This window comes from Pantoea sp. AN62 (genome assembly GCF_050432985.1).
GTDB lineage: Bacteria > Pseudomonadota > Gammaproteobacteria > Enterobacterales > Enterobacteriaceae > Pantoea > Pantoea brenneri.
This window is the reverse complement of record NZ_JBNPYB010000015.1, coordinates 1-15,753: the sequence shown is the minus strand read 5'-3', so window position 1 is coordinate 15,753 and position 15,753 is coordinate 1. Positions and strand designations below refer to the sequence as shown.

15 protein-coding genes and 1 rRNA gene are annotated in these 15,753 nt (G+C 54.5%); 14 read left to right on the top strand and 2 right to left on the bottom strand.

All coding sequences use genetic code 11. The annotated features are described in order from the left end of the window. Positions 1-109: 109 nt before the first annotated feature. Positions 110-2,059: an RNase E specificity factor CsrD gene (gene csrD / locus FHW04_RS17650; RefSeq protein WP_089561902.1), complete on the bottom strand. Its 1,950-nt coding sequence runs from the start codon at positions 2,057-2,059 to the stop codon at positions 110-112. A 285-nt stretch (positions 2,060-2,344) separates the two neighbouring features. Between csrD and msrP the strand changes: the two genes are divergently transcribed. The 14 genes from msrP (at position 2,345) to FHW04_RS17580 (ending at position 15,497) form a co-directional block, all read left to right on the top strand. Further along, the gene (gene msrP / locus FHW04_RS17645; RefSeq protein ID WP_031375125.1) at positions 2,345-3,349 is read left to right on the top strand and encodes a protein-methionine-sulfoxide reductase catalytic subunit MsrP; all 1,005 of its coding nucleotides are present in this window, start codon (positions 2,345-2,347) and stop codon (positions 3,347-3,349) included. Beyond that, positions 3,350-3,955, top strand: coding sequence for a protein-methionine-sulfoxide reductase heme-binding subunit MsrQ (gene msrQ, locus FHW04_RS17640; protein WP_031375126.1), 606 nt, complete (start codon positions 3,350-3,352; stop codon positions 3,953-3,955). Between the two features lie 232 nt (positions 3,956-4,187). Continuing rightward, positions 4,188-4,640, top strand: coding sequence for a type II 3-dehydroquinate dehydratase (gene aroQ, locus FHW04_RS17635; protein WP_031375127.1), 453 nt, complete (start codon positions 4,188-4,190; stop codon positions 4,638-4,640). 25 nt (positions 4,641-4,665) lie between these two features. Then, positions 4,666-5,127 (top strand): acetyl-CoA carboxylase biotin carboxyl carrier protein, encoded by a 462-nt coding sequence (gene accB, locus FHW04_RS17630; protein WP_031375128.1) that lies wholly within the window; start codon positions 4,666-4,668, stop codon positions 5,125-5,127. Between the two features lie 11 nt (positions 5,128-5,138). Next, the gene (accC, locus tag FHW04_RS17625) at positions 5,139-6,488 is read left to right on the top strand and encodes an acetyl-CoA carboxylase biotin carboxylase subunit (RefSeq protein WP_031375129.1); all 1,350 of its coding nucleotides are present in this window, start codon (positions 5,139-5,141) and stop codon (positions 6,486-6,488) included. Positions 6,489-6,560: 72 nt separating this feature from the next. After that, positions 6,561-6,803 carry a YhdT family protein gene (locus tag FHW04_RS17620; protein WP_069729022.1) on the top strand — a complete coding sequence of 81 codons (243 nt, stop codon included), beginning with the start codon at positions 6,561-6,563 and terminating at the stop codon, positions 6,801-6,803. After that, a complete protein-coding gene (panF, locus tag FHW04_RS17615) occupies positions 6,793-8,238 on the top strand; it encodes a sodium/pantothenate symporter (RefSeq protein WP_031375131.1) in 1,446 nt (481 codons plus the stop codon). The genes FHW04_RS17620 and panF overlap by 11 nt, the downstream gene beginning before the upstream one ends. 16 nt (positions 8,239-8,254) lie before the next feature. Further along, on the top strand, positions 8,255-9,136 hold the full coding sequence (prmA, locus tag FHW04_RS17610; protein WP_031375132.1) for a 50S ribosomal protein L11 methyltransferase: 882 nt from the start codon (positions 8,255-8,257) through the stop codon (positions 9,134-9,136). Between the two features lie 369 nt (positions 9,137-9,505). After that, the gene (dusB, locus tag FHW04_RS17605; RefSeq protein WP_031375133.1) at positions 9,506-10,471 is read left to right on the top strand and encodes a tRNA dihydrouridine synthase DusB; all 966 of its coding nucleotides are present in this window, start codon (positions 9,506-9,508) and stop codon (positions 10,469-10,471) included. Between the two features lie 23 nt (positions 10,472-10,494). Beyond that, entirely contained in the window at positions 10,495-10,791 is a 297-nt protein-coding gene (gene fis / locus FHW04_RS17600; RefSeq protein WP_003855228.1) for a DNA-binding transcriptional regulator Fis, read from the top strand. Between the two features lie 546 nt (positions 10,792-11,337). After that, positions 11,338-12,363, top strand: a complete 1,026-nt coding sequence (locus FHW04_RS17595) for an amino acid ABC transporter substrate-binding protein (protein WP_031375134.1) — start codon at positions 11,338-11,340, stop codon at positions 12,361-12,363. 69 nt (positions 12,364-12,432) lie between these two features. Beyond that, a complete protein-coding gene (locus tag FHW04_RS17590) occupies positions 12,433-13,611 on the top strand; it encodes an amino acid ABC transporter permease (protein WP_031375135.1) in 1,179 nt (392 codons plus the stop codon). 15 nt (positions 13,612-13,626) lie between these two features. Beyond that, on the top strand, positions 13,627-14,727 hold the full coding sequence (locus tag FHW04_RS17585; RefSeq protein ID WP_089561901.1) for an amino acid ABC transporter permease: 1,101 nt from the start codon (positions 13,627-13,629) through the stop codon (positions 14,725-14,727). Between the two features lie 8 nt (positions 14,728-14,735). Beyond that, positions 14,736-15,497 carry an amino acid ABC transporter ATP-binding protein gene (locus FHW04_RS17580; RefSeq protein ID WP_031375137.1) on the top strand — a complete coding sequence of 254 codons (762 nt, stop codon included), beginning with the start codon at positions 14,736-14,738 and terminating at the stop codon, positions 15,495-15,497. Positions 15,498-15,665: 168 nt separating this feature from the next. On the opposite strand, the gene rrf is transcribed toward FHW04_RS17580, so the two are convergent. After that, positions 15,666-15,753: ribosomal RNA gene (gene rrf, locus FHW04_RS17575) — 5S ribosomal RNA — on the bottom strand; the annotation flags it as partial.

Genomic DNA, 15,753 nt, shown 5'->3' with positions numbered 1-15,753 from the left:
GCCTGGGTTTCCGACATAAAATCTAACATTTCCGGCAGCCAGTTTTGCGACCCGACCCGGACTCAAGGCTAAAAAAAGCCTGCGTCACCGTCAAAAAGGGCGCAATCCACTAAATACGGTAACGTTGAGAATACTTTTTCACATTACTGTTTACCGGCTGCGAAGGGGCAAAGAAGTCACCCTGTCCACCTGCCACTCCTAACGCCACCAGCGTTTGCCACTCCGCTTTAGTGCGGACGCCGGCAGCAAACACCTGGGTATTGGTCGATTTACACACTTCCAGCAGGCTCTGTACAAACAGCTGATTTTCAGTGCGACGCTCAATATTGCGTACCAGACCGGCATCAAGTTTGATCAGTTCCACCGGCAGCTGGCGAATGTAGGCACTGCTGACCACGGTTAAACCGGCCTGATTAACCGCGACACGACAGCCAAATGCCTTAAGGGCGCGGAACACCGGCGTTAAACGGCTGATGTGTTGACAGACATCTGCCTCGGCAAGTTCAAATAAAAATCGCTTTCTTTGTCCTTTGGGGCATTGCAGCAACATATTCTGCAACCAGAGCACGAAAGATCGGTGCAGCAGCGAGTCGATAGTGACCGGTATCACCAGCGTCTCTTCCGGCCAGAGTTCAGATAAGGCGGCAATGCGGGTGACCAGCTGGCGATCCCAGCTATCGGCCATGCCGAGCTGCTGGACCAGCGGCATATATTCTGCTGCCAAAACCTCTTTATCACCATCAAAGATACGAGTCAGCATCACGCGATGCTGCACCTTGCCTTCAATATTGACGGCTGGTTTCTGGTACAGGCGCGGACCACCGCGACTGAGGGTGTTTTCCAGCAGGGTACGCCAGCGCACACTTCCACGTCCGGCATCCTGAGGATTACCGGCTCCGTTGGTCCAGTTGTTGCCCCCTAACAGCGCCGCGCGTCGGGTCGCCATTTCGACATTTTCCATCACCTGCGGCACCGTCTGCCCGCTGTGCCAGGCGCTGATACCAATGTGAATAAGATCATCGCGATTGACCATTCGCATCGGCGGCAGCGAATCGACGGCGTTGATCAGCTGATCGGCGATGCTGTTGGCCTCTTTCAGGCTGCGATGCGGCAGTAGCACCGCAAAATCACTGCGGAAATAGCGTGCCAGCAGAGCACCGGGATAACGCAGCACAAAGGTGGAGAGCATGTTGACGATGTTAAACAGATACTCATCGATCAACCCTGGCTCCAGCGTTTCGCTCAACGTGTCCAGATCCGGCAGCCGTACCATCATGACCACGCCATGGGTACCGACATCCTCCTGATCCTCCAGCAGCGTGGCGAGCTGACTGTCAAAGAACAGGCGATTATTCAGACCGGTACGGCCATCCTGAGCAGCAAAGGTGCGGATCAGCGTATCGATACGCAAACGCTGTTCACCCGCTTCCTGTAAATCGGAGAGCAGTACATCCAGCGCGCGGCTCGCCTTGGGCGGCCACTCATCCAGATTACGTTTCGGTACTACCCCACGCTCACCGTCAATAATCGCCTCTGCGCGTATTTCCAGGTGCTCCATGCCGCGCCACTGGCGACGTAACCAGCGGTGCAGAATAAACAGCAGCAGGCTCATCACCAGCACCACCGTTGATACCGTGCCCATCGCATAGGTCCCGATAATGGAGCGCAGCCAGGTGCGGGCAGGATCGAGGGTGACCACCCGCACATGCACTCCGGGCTGATGGATTAACGGCACATCAAACTGGACAAAGCGATTGGGCTGATGGTCGAGCATCAGGTTTTCGTGACGGGAGAGAGAGAAAAAGATGTGGTCGCCGCTGTAGAGTTGAATCTGCTCGGCGTTGATGATCGGCATTAATCGGGTAATCCAGCTGTGCAGTTGGTCGGGCGACTGGACAAGCAGCGCCTGATCCACTTCGGTTGCCAGCACCTGTGCGCGCTGTTCGACCCGCTGATGACTGAACCAGAAAACGCTAAAAGCACAGCCCACCAGCATTAATAACATTGCCAGTATGCTAAGAAAGGTAATAAACGCAGATAGTTTTGTGGTTAATCGCATCCCTGTGCCTGTGTTACTGCGGTGATAACCGGATCACCCACCCTTGTACCGTCAGCCTGACGAAAACGCGAGCAAAATAGCATAATTTGCGTTTAGCGGCAGCGCCGTGACGACTGAAGCGGAAGTATATCGTCGGGAAAGGGGCGCTGGCGTTGATCCCAGCGCTTTTCGGTGCATTCTCATCGTCTCCGGCAGCCAGGAAATTTCACATTTTAACGGCGAAACTGGCTGCAATCAGTAATAGTCATCATGCTGGTCAATAAGACCACGGCTGGAGAGTGCACCATGAAGCGCAACACTGATCTGACGGAAGCCGACGTAACGCCGGAAAACATTTTTAATATGAAGCGCCGCCAGGTGCTGAAAACGCTGGGACTGAGCGCGGCGGCGATCGGTCTGCCGGGCGTAGCCAATGCGGACATTCTCAGCTGGTTCAAGGGCAACGATCGCCCGCCCGCCCCCGCCGGTCGGGCGCTGGACTTTAGCAAACCGCCACAGTATCAGGCCGACCTGACCTTAACGCCGGCAGAGAAGGTTTCTGGCTATAACAACTTTTATGAGTTTGGTCTGGATAAAGCCGATCCCGCGGCCAATGCCGGCACGCTGAAAACCGATGGGTGGAAACTGACGATTGATGGCGAAGTGGCGAAACCGATCACCCTGGACATGGATGACATTTTCAAACGCTTTGCCATGGAGCAGCGTATCTACCGCATGCGTTGTGTAGAGGCCTGGTCGATGGTGGTACCGTGGGTCGGCTTTGAACTGAATAAGCTGATTTCTCTGGCCGAACCCACCAGCAAAGCGCGTTTCGTCGCCTTTCAGACGCTGTACGATCCTGAACAGATGCCGGGCCAGAAAGACCGTTTTATCGGTGGCGGGCTTAATTATCCCTATGTTGAAGGGCTACGGCTGGATGAAGCGATGCACCCTCTGACACTGCTGAGTACCGGCGTTTACGGTAAGGCGCTTCCGCCGCAGAACGGCGCGCCAATTCGCCTGACGGTGCCGTGGAAATATGGCTTTAAAGGAATTAAATCGATCGTCAAAATCACCCTGACCGGGAATCAGCCACCGACCACCTGGAATCAGATTGCGGCAGATGAGTATGGCTTCTATGCCAACGTTAATCCGCACGTCAATCATCCGCGCTGGTCGCAGGCTACCGAGCGCTTTATTGGCCCCGGCGGCAGCCTGAAAGTGGAGCGTCAACCTACGCTGCTGTTTAACGGCTATGCAGAGCAGGTCGCTTCACTCTATCGCGGACTCGACCTGCGGGAGAATTACTGAGTGGTACGCCTGTCGTTAAAACAGATCACCTGGCTCAAGGTGATCCTGCATCTGGCGGCCCTGCTGCCGCTGGTTTATCTGATCCTGGCTGCCCTGCAGGGCGGATTAAGTGCGGACCCGGCGAAAGATATTCAACATTTTACCGGGCGCATGGCGCTGAAACTGCTGCTGGGCACGCTGCTGGTGTCGCCTCTGGCGCGCTATGGCAAACAGCCGCTGTTGATCCGGACCCGCCGTCTGCTGGGTGTCTGGACCTTTGTCTGGGCCTCTCTTCATCTGCTGAGCTACTACCTGCTGGAACTGGGTGCCGATAATCTGCGACTGCTCGGCAGTGAGTTAATTTCTCGTCCCTATCTGACACTGGGGATTATCAGCTGGCTGATACTGCTGGCCCTGACGCTGACCTCCTTCCAGCGGGCGCAGCGTAAGCTCGGCAAACGCTGGCAAACTCTGCATAACGCCGTCTATCTGGTGGCGATCCTGGTGCCGATTCACTACATCTGGTCGGTCAAAACCTTGTCGCCCCAGCCACTTATCTATGCCGGACTGGCCGCCTTGTTGTTAGCGTGGCGTTACAAAAAGTTCCTCAAATGGTGGCCTCGCTAGTCCTTCTGTGGTTGTTTTCCTCCCTGACTATCTGCTAAAAGATGTGGCCTTCGGATCACATCCGATCATCTTCGCAGATAAGACCAGTATTTTGCTGCGAAATGACACGAAACGGATATAATGCCCGGCTTTATTGCAAAGCGGGTCTTGTTTTTCATCGTGAAAGGTGACAAATGGAGATTGGCAAGGTATTTTACGCGATGCCTCAATGATTGCGGGAGATGGCAGCAAGATGGCGCATAAATTACATATTCTGCTTTTAAACGGACCCAACCTGAATTTGCTGGGAAGCCGTGAACCTGACAAGTATGGTCACACCACGCTGCAGCAGATTGTGGATGATCTTACACGTCAGGCAGACCAACTGAATGTGGAGTTAAGCCACTTGCAATCCAACGCTGAGTTTCAGCTGATTGATCGCATTCATGAGGCCAAAGGCAATGTGGATTACATCATTATCAATCCTGCCGCGTTTACCCATACCAGCGTCGCGCTGCGTGATGCCCTGTTAGCGGTTTCGATTCCGTTTATTGAGGTTCATCTCTCAAATGTGCATGCACGCGAGCCCTTCCGCCATCACTCCTATCTTTCTGATGTATCTGCTGGCGTCATCTGTGGGCTTGGCGCTGACGGCTACACATGGGCTTTACAAACGGCAGTAAAACGCCTGTCTCAAACTAATTAATCAAACTGAGTACGGAACCCCACTCATGGATATTCGTAAAATTAAAAAACTGATCGAACTGGTTGAAGAATCTGGCATCTCCGAGCTGGAAATCTCCGAGGGCGAAGAGTCCGTTCGTATCAGCCGTGCACCTGCAAATGTTGGTTATCCGATGATGCAGCAGGCGTATGCTGCGCCGGTACAGCAACCTGCCCTGGCGACTGCCGTGGCACCGGTGGCTGCCATCGCAGAAGCAGCGCCCGCGGAAATCAGCGGCCACATCGTGCGTTCGCCGATGGTCGGGACTTTCTATCGCACCCCAAGCCCGGACGCAAAAGCCTTCATCGAAGTGGGTCAGAAAGTTAACGCCGGCGATACTCTGTGCATCGTCGAAGCCATGAAGATGATGAACCAGATCGAAGCCGACAAATCTGGTGTGGTGAAAGCCATTCTGGTCGAGAGCGGTCAGCCGGTCGAGTTTGACGAGCCACTGGTTGTCATCGAATAACGGGGCGGACCATGCTGGATAAAATTGTTATTGCTAACCGCGGTGAGATCGCGCTGCGCATTCTGCGTGCCTGTAAAGAACTGGGCATCAAGACTGTGGCGGTACACTCAAGCGCGGACCGTGACCTGAAGCACGTGCTGCTGGCGGACGAAACCGTCTGCATCGGCCCGGCGCAGTCAGTCAAAAGTTACCTCAACATCCCGGCGCTGATCTCCGCAGCGGAAATCACCGGCGCGGTGGCGATTCACCCTGGCTACGGCTTCCTGTCTGAGAATGCCGATTTTGCCGAGCAGGTTGAGCGCTCTGGCTTTATCTTTATTGGCCCGAAAGCTGATACCATTCGCCTGATGGGCGATAAAGTGTCCGCAATTAATGCGATGAAGAAAGCCGGTGTGCCAACCGTTCCTGGTTCCGACGGCTCGCTGACCGATGACATGGAAAAGAACCGTGCCTTCGCTAAGCGCATCGGTTATCCGGTGATCATCAAAGCCTCCGGCGGCGGCGGCGGTCGCGGTATGCGCGTGGTGCGCAGCGACAAAGATCTGGAACAATCCATCAACATGACGAAAGCGGAAGCCAAAGCGGCTTTCAACAACGACATGGTTTATATGGAGAAGTATCTGGAGAATCCTCGTCACATCGAGATTCAGGTACTGGCCGACGGTCAGGGCAACGCCATCTATCTGGGCGAACGCGACTGCTCAATGCAGCGTCGTCACCAGAAAGTGGTGGAAGAAGCGCCAGCGCCAGGCATCACGCCGGAACTGCGTAGCTTCATCGGCGATCGCTGTGCTAAAGCCTGTATTGAGATTGGCTACCGCGGTGCAGGTACTTTCGAGTTCCTGTATGAAAACGGCGAGTTCTACTTCATTGAGATGAACACCCGTATTCAGGTAGAGCATCCGGTGACCGAGATGATTACCGGCGTCGACCTGATCAAAGAGCAGTTGCGTATCGCTGCCGGTCAGCCGCTGTCGATCAAACAGGAAGATGTGATTATTCGCGGACATGCGGTTGAATGCCGTATCAATGCTGAAGATCCGGTCTCTTTCCTGCCAAGTCCGGGCAAAATCACCCGTTTCCACGCGCCAGGCGGTTTTGGCGTGCGCTGGGAGTCGCATATTTACTCCGGTTACAGCGTGCCGCCTTACTACGATTCCATGATCGGCAAGCTGATCACCTACGGCGAAACCCGTGAAGTGGCGATTGCCCGCATGAAGAATGCACTGGCGGAACTGATCATCGACGGTATCAAGACCAACATTGAACTACAGATGAAGATCATGTCCGACGAAAACTTCCAGCACGGTGGAACCAATATCCACTATCTGGAGAAAAAACTCGGCTTGCACGAGAAGTAATCGCAACGCTGAGATAGTCTGAGGCCGGTTAACCCGGCCTTTTTCTTTTGCCGCTGGCGTTAAGGTTGAAACATGGATGCTCGTTTTATACAGGCGCATAAAGAGGCCCGCTGGTCACTCTATCTGACCCTGCTCTGGCTGGCCGTTTGGGGGCTTTCCGCCTGGCTGGGCGGGAGCGAAACGGGGATCACTGGCTTGCCGCGCTGGTTCGAACTTTCCTGCGTGTTTGCTCCCCTGCTGTTCATTTTTTTATGCTGGCTGATGGTCCGCGTGATTTTCCGCGACATGTCGCTGGAGGATAAAAATGAATTTTGAAATTATCCTGCCTTTATTAATTTATCTGGTGCTGATTGCCGGACTGTCCGTCTTCGCGGTCCGTAAACAGCGTCAGGGCAACTTTCTGACCGAATACTTCCTTGGCAGCCGTTCCATGGGCGGGTTCGTTCTGGCCATGACTCTCACCACCACCTATATCAGCGCCAGCTCGTTTATTGGCGGGCCCGGTGCCGCCTACAAATATGGTCTGGGATGGGTTTTGCTGGCGATGGTTCAGGTTCCTGCCGTCTGGCTATCACTCGGCGTGCTGGGCAAGAAATTCGCTATTCTGGCGCGTAAGCACAACGCGGTAACGCTGAATGACATGCTCTATGCGCGTTATCAAAGTCCGCTGCTGATCTGGCTGGCCAGCCTGAGCCTGCTGGTCGCGTTCATCGGGGCCATGACGGTGCAGTTTATCGGCGGCGCGCGGTTACTGGAAACGGCAGCAGGCATCCCGTATGACACCGGCTTACTGATTTTCGGTGGCACCATTGCGCTCTATACCGCCTTTGGCGGTTTCCGTGCCAGCGTGCTCAATGACGCGATGCAGGGCGTGGTGATGCTGATCGGCACGTTCCTGCTGCTGTTCGCCGTGATCCACCAGGCAGGCGGACTGGGCACCGCAGTGCAAAAGCTGCACGCTATCGATCCGCAGTTGCTGTCGCCGCAGGGACCGGGCGAGATCATTACCCCGACCTTTCTGAGTTCGTTTATCGTGCTGGTCTGCTTTGGCGTAATTGGCCTGCCCCATACTGCCGTGCGCTGCATCTCCTATAAAGACAGCAAGGCGGTGCATCGGGCGATCATTCTGGGCACCATCGTGGTGGTGGTCCTGATGCTGGGTATGCATCTGGCGGGTGCGCTGGGCCGGGCCATACTGCCCGATCTGACGGTGCCGGACCGGGTGATCCCGACGTTAATGATTACCGTGCTTCCGCCGCTGGCGGCCGGGCTGTTTCTGGCGGCGCCAATGGCGGCGATTATGTCGACCATCAATGCCCAGTTGTTGCAGGCATCCGCTACGCTGATTAAAGATCTCTATCTGCGCGTGGCACCGCAGCAGATGGAAAATGAGCCGCGGCTGCGACTGTTGTCTGGTGCCATTACCTTTGCGCTCGGCATCCTGTTGCTGATCGCCGCCTGGAATCCGCCCGATATGATTATCTGGCTCAATCTGCTGGCGTTTGGTGGCCTGGAAGCAGTATTCCTCTGGCCACTGGTGCTGGGCCTTTACTGGGAACGCGCCAATGCTGCGGGCGCGATTACCGGCATGGTCACCGGCGGCGGCTGTTACGCGTTTCTGGCGAGCCTTAACCTGCAAATCATGGGTTTCCACCCGATTGTGCCTTCCCTGCTTTTAAGCCTGCTGGCATTTTTAGTCGGCAACCTGTTTGGACGCGCGCCGCAAACTGCCGACGCGCCGCAACACTGAATGTAAGAGAGACGTTATGCCGTGGATTCAAATCAAGATAAACAGCTCGGGTGAGCACGCTGAAACGCTGAGCGATGTGCTGATGGAGACCGGTGCTGTTTCGGTCACTTTTCAGGATACCCATGACAACCCGGTCTATGAGCCGCTGCCGGGTGAAACCCGCCTGTGGGGCGATACCGACGTTATTGGCCTGTTCGATGCAGAAAGCGATATGGCGGCCATCGTCGCTGAACTGGCGCAACATCCGCTGTTAGGTGCCGATTTCCGGCACAAGATCGAACAGATCGAGGATAAAGACTGGGAACGCGAGTGGATGGAAAACTTTCACCCGATGCGTTTTGGCGAGCGGCTGTGGATCTGTCCAAGCTGGCGCGATGTGCCGGATCCAGAGGCGGTGAACGTGATGCTCGATCCGGGCCTGGCGTTCGGCACCGGCACGCATCCGACCACGTCGCTGTGCCTGACCTGGCTGGATGGGCTGGATCTGACCGGTAAAACGGTGATCGACTTTGGCTGTGGCTCCGGGATCCTGGCGATCGCTGCGCTGAAGCTCGGTGCGGCGCAGGCGATTGGTATCGATATCGATCCACAGGCGATCCAGGCCAGCCGCGATAACGCTGAGCGCAATGGCGTCTCCGATCGTCTGTCGCTCTACCTGCCCCACCAGCAGCCGGAAAACCTGCAGGCGGATGTGGTGGTCGCCAATATCCTGGCAGGCCCGTTACGTGAGCTGGCACCGCTGATTAGCGTACTGCCGAAGCCAGGTGGCCATCTGGGACTTTCTGGTGTACTGGAGAGTCAGGCGGAGGGCGTCTGTGAAGCCTATGCAGCGCAGTTCGCGCTTGACCCGGTGGCCGTCAAAGAAGAGTGGTGCCGGATTACCGGTGTGAAAGCCTGAATCCGCGAAGTGCGGTCGTCGCCTGAACGCTCTTCAGGTCAATGCTGAAAGGGCTTAACAGCATATTCAGCCAGCCCGTAGCGTAAGTTGCGGGCTTTCTGCATTCTCAATGGTTGCTTGTATCGTTAATCACGGCATGTGACGTTTATTATCTGGCTAACGCATCTGCTTTTTCGGAAAAACGTTTGCTCACAATTTCAGCATAAATCTCTAATCCAATGATATTTAAGCTTAATTTGTAAGTCGAGTGGTAATGACCCGGATTTCATTGATCTTTCTTGCCAATTGTTCAAAGTTTGGCCTTTCATCTTCCGGAAAAAATGCGTAATATACGCCGCCTTGCAGACACAGTATGGCCATTCTGACTTCATGCGTATTGGAAACCTCCAGCTGAGAAATCGACTGATTGCAGCACCGATGGCCGGGATTACCGACAGGCCATTCAGGACGCTGTGTCATGAAATGGGTGCAGGCATGGCGGTCTCTGAGATGTTGTCTTCGAACCCGGAAGTCTGGGCCAGCGACAAATCTCGTTTACGTATGGTGCACAGCGATGAGCCAGGCATTCGCGCCGTGCAAATCGCCGGTTGCGATCCCAGCGAAATGGCGCAAGCTGCACGGATTAATGTTGAGGCCGGTGCACAGGTTATCGACATTAATATGGGCTGCCCTGCCAAGAAGGTTAACCGCAAAATGGCGGGTTCAGCCTTGCTGCAATATCCCGCCGTGGTGGAGTCAATCCTCTCCGCAGTGGTCAATGCAGTGGATGTGCCGGTAACACTGAAAATTCGTACTGGCTGGGATCCTGAAAACAGGAACTGTGTCGCGATTGCCCAATTGGCTGAACGCTGTGGTATTCAGGCTCTGACGATACATGGCCGCACTCGTGCCTGCCTGTTCAACGGGGAAGCTGAATATGACAGCATTCGGACAGTTAAGCAGAGTGTTTCTATTCCGATTATCGCGAATGGAGACATAACTGACCCGCATAAAGCCAGAGCGGTGCTCGACTATACAGGGGCCGATGCTCTGATGATAGGACGCGCTGCTCAGGGAAGACCGTGGATCTTCCGGGAAATCCAGCATTATCTGGACACTGGGGAGCTGCTTGCCCCGCTGCCAATGGCAGAGGTCAAGCGCTTGCTTGTTTCGCATATACGTGAGCTGCACGACTTTTACGGTTCAGGCAAGGGATACCGTATAGCGCGAAAGCACGTCTCCTGGTATCTGCAGGAGCACGCCCCGAATGACCAGTTTCGGCGCACATTCAACGCCATTGAGGATGCCAGCGAACAGCTGGAGGCGTTGGAGGCATACTTCGAAAATCTTGCGTAACGAAATAAAGAGCTGAAAGAACTATGTTCGAACAACGCGTAAATTCTGACGTACTGACCGTTTCTACCGTTAACTCACAGGATCAGGTAACTCAAAAACCTTTGCGTGATTCGGTTAAACAGGCACTGAAGAACTATTTTGCTCAACTGAACGGTCAGGATGTCAGTGACCTGTATGAGCTGGTTTTGGCTGAAGTCGAGCAGCCTCTGTTGGACATGGTGATGCAGTATACCCGTGGCAACCAGACCCGTGCTGCCCTGATGATGGGTATCAACCGCGGTACGCTGCGTAAGAAATTGAAAAAATACGGCATGAACTGATTCTGGTTCTGTCTGTTAATTACGCCAGCCTTCGGGCTGGCGTTTTTATTTGTGCGCTGTTCCACAAAGCGTCGGGAAAACGAGTGAAACAGTTATCGTCAATATGGTAACTATAGTTGCAATCGCTGACGTGATATTTCACTGCCTCGCTTTCTTAACCTTCTCTTCTGACGCCTCCGGCCCGCCGCGTCTGTCCGCCAGCTATTCCCGGCCAGCACTGGCTTCTGTGATCCTGTACGCCTTTCAAAGCAAAGCCTCTTCTACGTACATTTCCGCCTGAGCGATGGCTCACATTGCTTCCATATAGTGAAACTAATTGCACTAAATGTGATCGGGTCGACTCGCATTGCTTCCTTTTGGTGCGCGATATTAGCGGAACTTTCAAATCACTTCCGATTATTAACCGTACTTTCATGAGAATTCAGGCTTCTGCAAACCTGGCATCAGCTTTGCAGAGTCGTGAATGGCTGACCGCCACAGACAGGAAAAACGCACTTTAAAGTGCGCAAACATAACAACATGATTCTCCTCCACACAGGATGCTTTATGAAAAAGATGATGCTCTCTACGCTGGTTGCTGCGGCCTCGCTGTTGGCCGTTGCTCAGCAGGCTCACGCCGGCACGACGCTGGATGCGATAAAGAAGAAAGGCTTTGTCCAATGCGGTATCAGTGATGGCTTACCTGGCTTCTCCTATGCAGATGCCAGCGGCAAATTTACCGGTATCGACGTTGACGTCTGCCGCGCGGCGGCCGCAGCCGTGTTTGGCGATGCGACCAAAGTGAAATATACCCCGCTGACAGCCAAAGAGCGTTTCACTGCGCTGCAATCCGGCGAAGTCGACATCCTGTCGCGCAATACCACCTGGACCTCCTCACGTGATGGCGGCATGGGTTTTCTGTTTGCGGGCGTCAACTATTACGACGGCATTGGCTTCCTGACTCACCAGAAAGCCGGGCTGAAAAGTGCTAAAGAGCTGGACGGTGCCACCGTCTGTATTCAGGCAGGTACCGATACCGAACTGAACGTGGCTGACTTCTTCAAAGCCAATAAGATGCAGTACACGCCGGTGACTTTTGACCGCTCTGACGAGTCCGCCAAGGCGCTGGACAGCGGTCGCTGCGATACGCTGGCCTCTGACCAGTCTCAGCTCTATGCGTTACGCATTAAACTGGGCAAACCTGATGAATTTATCGTGCTGCCGGAAGTGATCTCAAAAGAGCCGCTGGGCCCGGTAGTCCGTCGCGGTGATGATGACTGGTTCACCATCGTTAAATGGTCGCTCTACGCCATGCTGAACGCTGAAGAGATGGGCATTTCATCGAAAAATGTTGATCAGATGACCGCCAAACCAACCACGCCAGATATGGCACACCTGCTGGGTGCTGAAGGTGATTTTGGTAAGGATCTGAAGCTGGACAATAAGTGGGCCTACAACATCATCAAGCAAGTGGGCAACTATCAGGAAAGCTTTGATCGTAACGTCGGTAAAGACAGCGCCCTGAAGATCGCTCGCGGTCAGAATGCGTTGTGGAACCAGGGCGGCATTCAATACGCACCGCCAGTACGTTAAGTCTCCCTCGCCAATCGGGCACCGTATTCTGCGGTGCCCTACCCCAGCTTTCGTTACTGAGGTTTCAACATGTCACAACGCCCAACCGTGAAAAGGGATTTTTCATTCGGTAATCCCACGGTTCGCGCCTGGCTTTATCAGTTAATAGCGATAGTCGCGGTGCTTGGTGTGGTGGGTTATCTGGTTCATAACACCATTATTAACCTGGCTAACCGCGGTATCACCTCCGGGTTTGGATTTCTTGAGCGCACTGCCGGTTTCGGTATCGTTCAGCATTTGATTGATTACACCGAGGGAGATACCTACGCCCGCGTGTTTATGGTCGGATTAACCAACACCCTGCTGGTCTCTGCGCTCTGTATCGTTTTTGCTTCTATTCTCGGTTTCGCTATTGGTCTGGCGCGCCTTTCCGACAACTGGCTGCTGCGGAAACTCTCGAATATCTATATCGAAACCTTCCGTAATATTCCGCCGCTGCTGCAGATCTTCTTCTGGTACTTTGCGGTGTTACGCAATCTGCCGGGCCCGCGTCAGGCACTGAATGCCTTTGACCTGGCGTATGTCAGCAATCGTGGCTTATACGTCCCGTGGCCAACCTATGCGCCCGGTAGCTGGCCGTTTGTGATCGCGCTGCTGCTGGCGATAGCCGCCAGCTATGGGCTGTACCGCTTTAACCGTAAGCATCAGTTGAAAACCGGCCAGCTGCGTCGCTCGTGGCCGGCGGCTATCGTGATGCTGATTCTGTTCCCGCTGATTGCGCATCTTGGTTTTGGCGCGGCGACCCACTGGGACGTGCCACAGCTACGCGGTTTTAACTTCCGCGGAGGCTCGGTGATGATTCCTGAGCTGGCGGCGCTGACCCTGGCCTTGTCGATCTATACCTCGTCATTTATTGCTGAGGTGATTCGCTCAGGAATTCAGTCGGTGCCGTACGGGCAGCATGAGGCGGCCCGATCGCTGGGCCTGCCTAATCCGGTGACCCTGCGACAGGTGATTATCCCGCAGGCGATGCGTGTGATCATTCCTCCGCTGACCAGCCAGTATCTGAACATCGTGAAAAACTCCTCACTGGCTGCCGCCATCGGGTATCCCGATATGGTGTCGCTGTTTGCCGGGTCGGTACTCAATCAGACCGGACAGGCGATTGAGACCATTGCTATCACCATGGGCGTTTATCTGATTATCAGCCTGCTGATTTCACTGCTAATGAACCTCTACAACCGCAAAATCGCGCTGGTTGAGCGTTAAGAGAACGGGATGACTATGTCTGTTACTACACATGAAACGCCCCCCGTCCCGACGAATCTGGCGAGTCGCGCCTGGCGTTGGGCGCGTAAGAATTTATTCTCCAGCTGGTTTAATTCCCTGCTTACGCTGTTTTGCATCTGGGTCATCTCGCACGTGATTCCGCCTGCGCTGAACTGGCTGATCTTTCAGGCTAACTGGTTCGGTACTACCCGAGCCGACTGTACCAAAGAGGGTGCCTGTTGGGTGTTTATCCATGCCCGTTTCGGTCAGTTCATGTATGGACTCTATCCGCATGAACTGCGCTGGCGAATTAACCTGGCGCTGGTGATTGGGCTGCTGTCGATCGTTCCGATGTTTATTAAAAGCCTGCCGTATCGTGGACGCTACATCGCGCTCTGGGTGGTCGTTTATCCGGTGATTGTCTGGTTGCTGCTGTATGGCGGCTATCTGGGACTGGAGCGGGTCGAAACCCGTCAGTGGGGTGGATTAACCCTGACGCTAATTATCGCTTCGGTCGGGATTGCCGGCGCCCTGCCGCTGGGGATTTTACTGGCGCTGGGACGTCGTTCAAAGATGCCGGTGGTGCGTACGCTGTCGATTATCTTCATCGAGTTCTGGCGCGGCGTTCCCCTGATCACCGTGCTGTTTATGTCATCGGTGATGCTGCCGCTGTTTATGGCTGAAGGCACCACCATCGACAAACTGGTACGTGCGCTGGTTGGGGTGATTTTATTCCAGTCCGCCTATGTCGCTGAAGTGGTGCGGGGTGGTTTGCAGGCGCTGCCGAAAGGTCAGTATGAGGCCGCCGAGTCACTGGCGCTGGGCTACTGGAAGACGCAGATGCTGGTAATTCTGCCGCAGGCCCTCAAGATGACCATCCCGGGTCTGGTGAATACCATCATTGCGCTATTTAAAGATACCAGCCTGGTGATCATCATCGGCCTGTTCGATCTGTTCAGCAGCGTCCAGCAGGCTACCGTCGATCCGACGTGGCTGGGCATGTCGACCGAAGGTTATGTCTTTGCCGCGCTGGTCTATTGGATTTTCTGTTTTAGCATGTCGCGCTACAGCCAGTATCTGGAAAAGCGCTTTCACACCGGGCGTAAATCGCACTGAGGTTTTACATGACACACTCTATGACACACTCTTCCGACGCGTTGATGATTTCGCTTGAGAACGTGAACAAATGGTACGGGCAGTTTCACGTACTGAAAGACATCAACCTGCAGGTTAAACCCCGCGAGCGCATCGTGCTGTGTGGCCCATCGGGCTCCGGTAAATCGACCACTATTCGCTGCATAAACCATCTTGAAGAGCATCAGCAGGGACGCATTGTCGTCGATGGTATTCATCTGAATGATGATGTGCGCAACATTGAGCGGGTTCGTACCGAAGTAGGCATGGTGTTCCAGCACTTTAATCTGTTTCCGCATCTGACCGTGTTACAGAACTGTACGCTGGCCCCTTCCTGGGTCAGAAAGATCCCGAAGAAAGAGGCCGATGAGCTGGCGATGCATTATCTGCAGCGAGTGCGTATTGCCGAGCATGCGCACAAGTTTCCTGGCCAGCTCTCCGGTGGTCAGCAGCAGCGTGTAGCCATTGCCCGATCGCTCTGCATGAAGCCAAAAATTATGCTGTTCGATGAACCGACGTCAGCGCTCGATCCTGAGATGGTGAAGGAAGTGCTGGATACCATGATCGGCCTGGCTGAAGATGGTATGACGATGCTGTGCGTTACTCACGAAATGGGCTTTGCCCGCACCGTTGCCGACCGGGTGATCTTTATGGATCGGGGTGAGATCGTTGAAGTAGCGCCTCCGCAGGAGTTCTTCGCTCATCCTAAATCAGAACGTACCCGTGCCTTCCTGTCGCAGGTGATTCACTGATTTAGCGTGCAAGCTCTTATCACCCGGCCTGGTGCCGGGTTTTTTATTGCCGGCAAAACAGGCTCTTGCTGAATGCGGTGGTTAGCAGCGGGGAAAGAGGAGGAATTCTGGCGGTTGCCACAACGAAAAAAGCCCTTCGCATACGCGAAGGGCTTTCTCTTATTTGATGCCTGGCAGTTCCCTACTCTCGCATGGGGAGACCCCACACTACCATCGGCGCTACGGCGTTTCACTTCTGAGTTCGGCATGGGGTCAG

Excerpts from the sequence above, each read along its gene's own strand:
- FHW04_RS17580 (WP_031375137.1), top strand. The coding sequence starts at position 14,736 with ATGACACACTCTATGACACACTCTTCCGACGCGTTGATGATTTCGCTT.
- panF (WP_031375131.1), top strand. The coding sequence starts at position 6,793 with ATGAATTTTGAAATTATCCTGCCTTTATTAATTTATCTGGTGCTGATT.
- fis (WP_003855228.1), top strand. The coding sequence starts at position 10,495 with ATGTTCGAACAACGCGTAAATTCTGACGTACTGACCGTTTCTACCGTT.
- FHW04_RS17620 (WP_069729022.1), top strand. The coding sequence starts at position 6,561 with ATGGATGCTCGTTTTATACAGGCGCATAAAGAGGCCCGCTGGTCACTC.
- prmA (WP_031375132.1), top strand. The coding sequence starts at position 8,255 with ATGCCGTGGATTCAAATCAAGATAAACAGCTCGGGTGAGCACGCTGAA.
- aroQ (WP_031375127.1), top strand. The coding sequence starts at position 4,188 with ATGGCGCATAAATTACATATTCTGCTTTTAAACGGACCCAACCTGAAT.
- accC (WP_031375129.1), top strand. The coding sequence starts at position 5,139 with ATGCTGGATAAAATTGTTATTGCTAACCGCGGTGAGATCGCGCTGCGC.
- FHW04_RS17585 (WP_089561901.1), top strand. The coding sequence starts at position 13,627 with ATGTCTGTTACTACACATGAAACGCCCCCCGTCCCGACGAATCTGGCG.
- accB (WP_031375128.1), top strand. The coding sequence starts at position 4,666 with ATGGATATTCGTAAAATTAAAAAACTGATCGAACTGGTTGAAGAATCT.
- dusB (WP_031375133.1), top strand. The coding sequence starts at position 9,506 with ATGCGTATTGGAAACCTCCAGCTGAGAAATCGACTGATTGCAGCACCG.
- csrD (WP_089561902.1), bottom strand. The coding sequence starts at position 2,059 with ATGCGATTAACCACAAAACTATCTGCGTTTATTACCTTTCTTAGCATA.
- FHW04_RS17590 (WP_031375135.1), top strand. The coding sequence starts at position 12,433 with ATGTCACAACGCCCAACCGTGAAAAGGGATTTTTCATTCGGTAATCCC.
- FHW04_RS17595 (WP_031375134.1), top strand. The coding sequence starts at position 11,338 with ATGAAAAAGATGATGCTCTCTACGCTGGTTGCTGCGGCCTCGCTGTTG.
- msrP (WP_031375125.1), top strand. The coding sequence starts at position 2,345 with ATGAAGCGCAACACTGATCTGACGGAAGCCGACGTAACGCCGGAAAAC.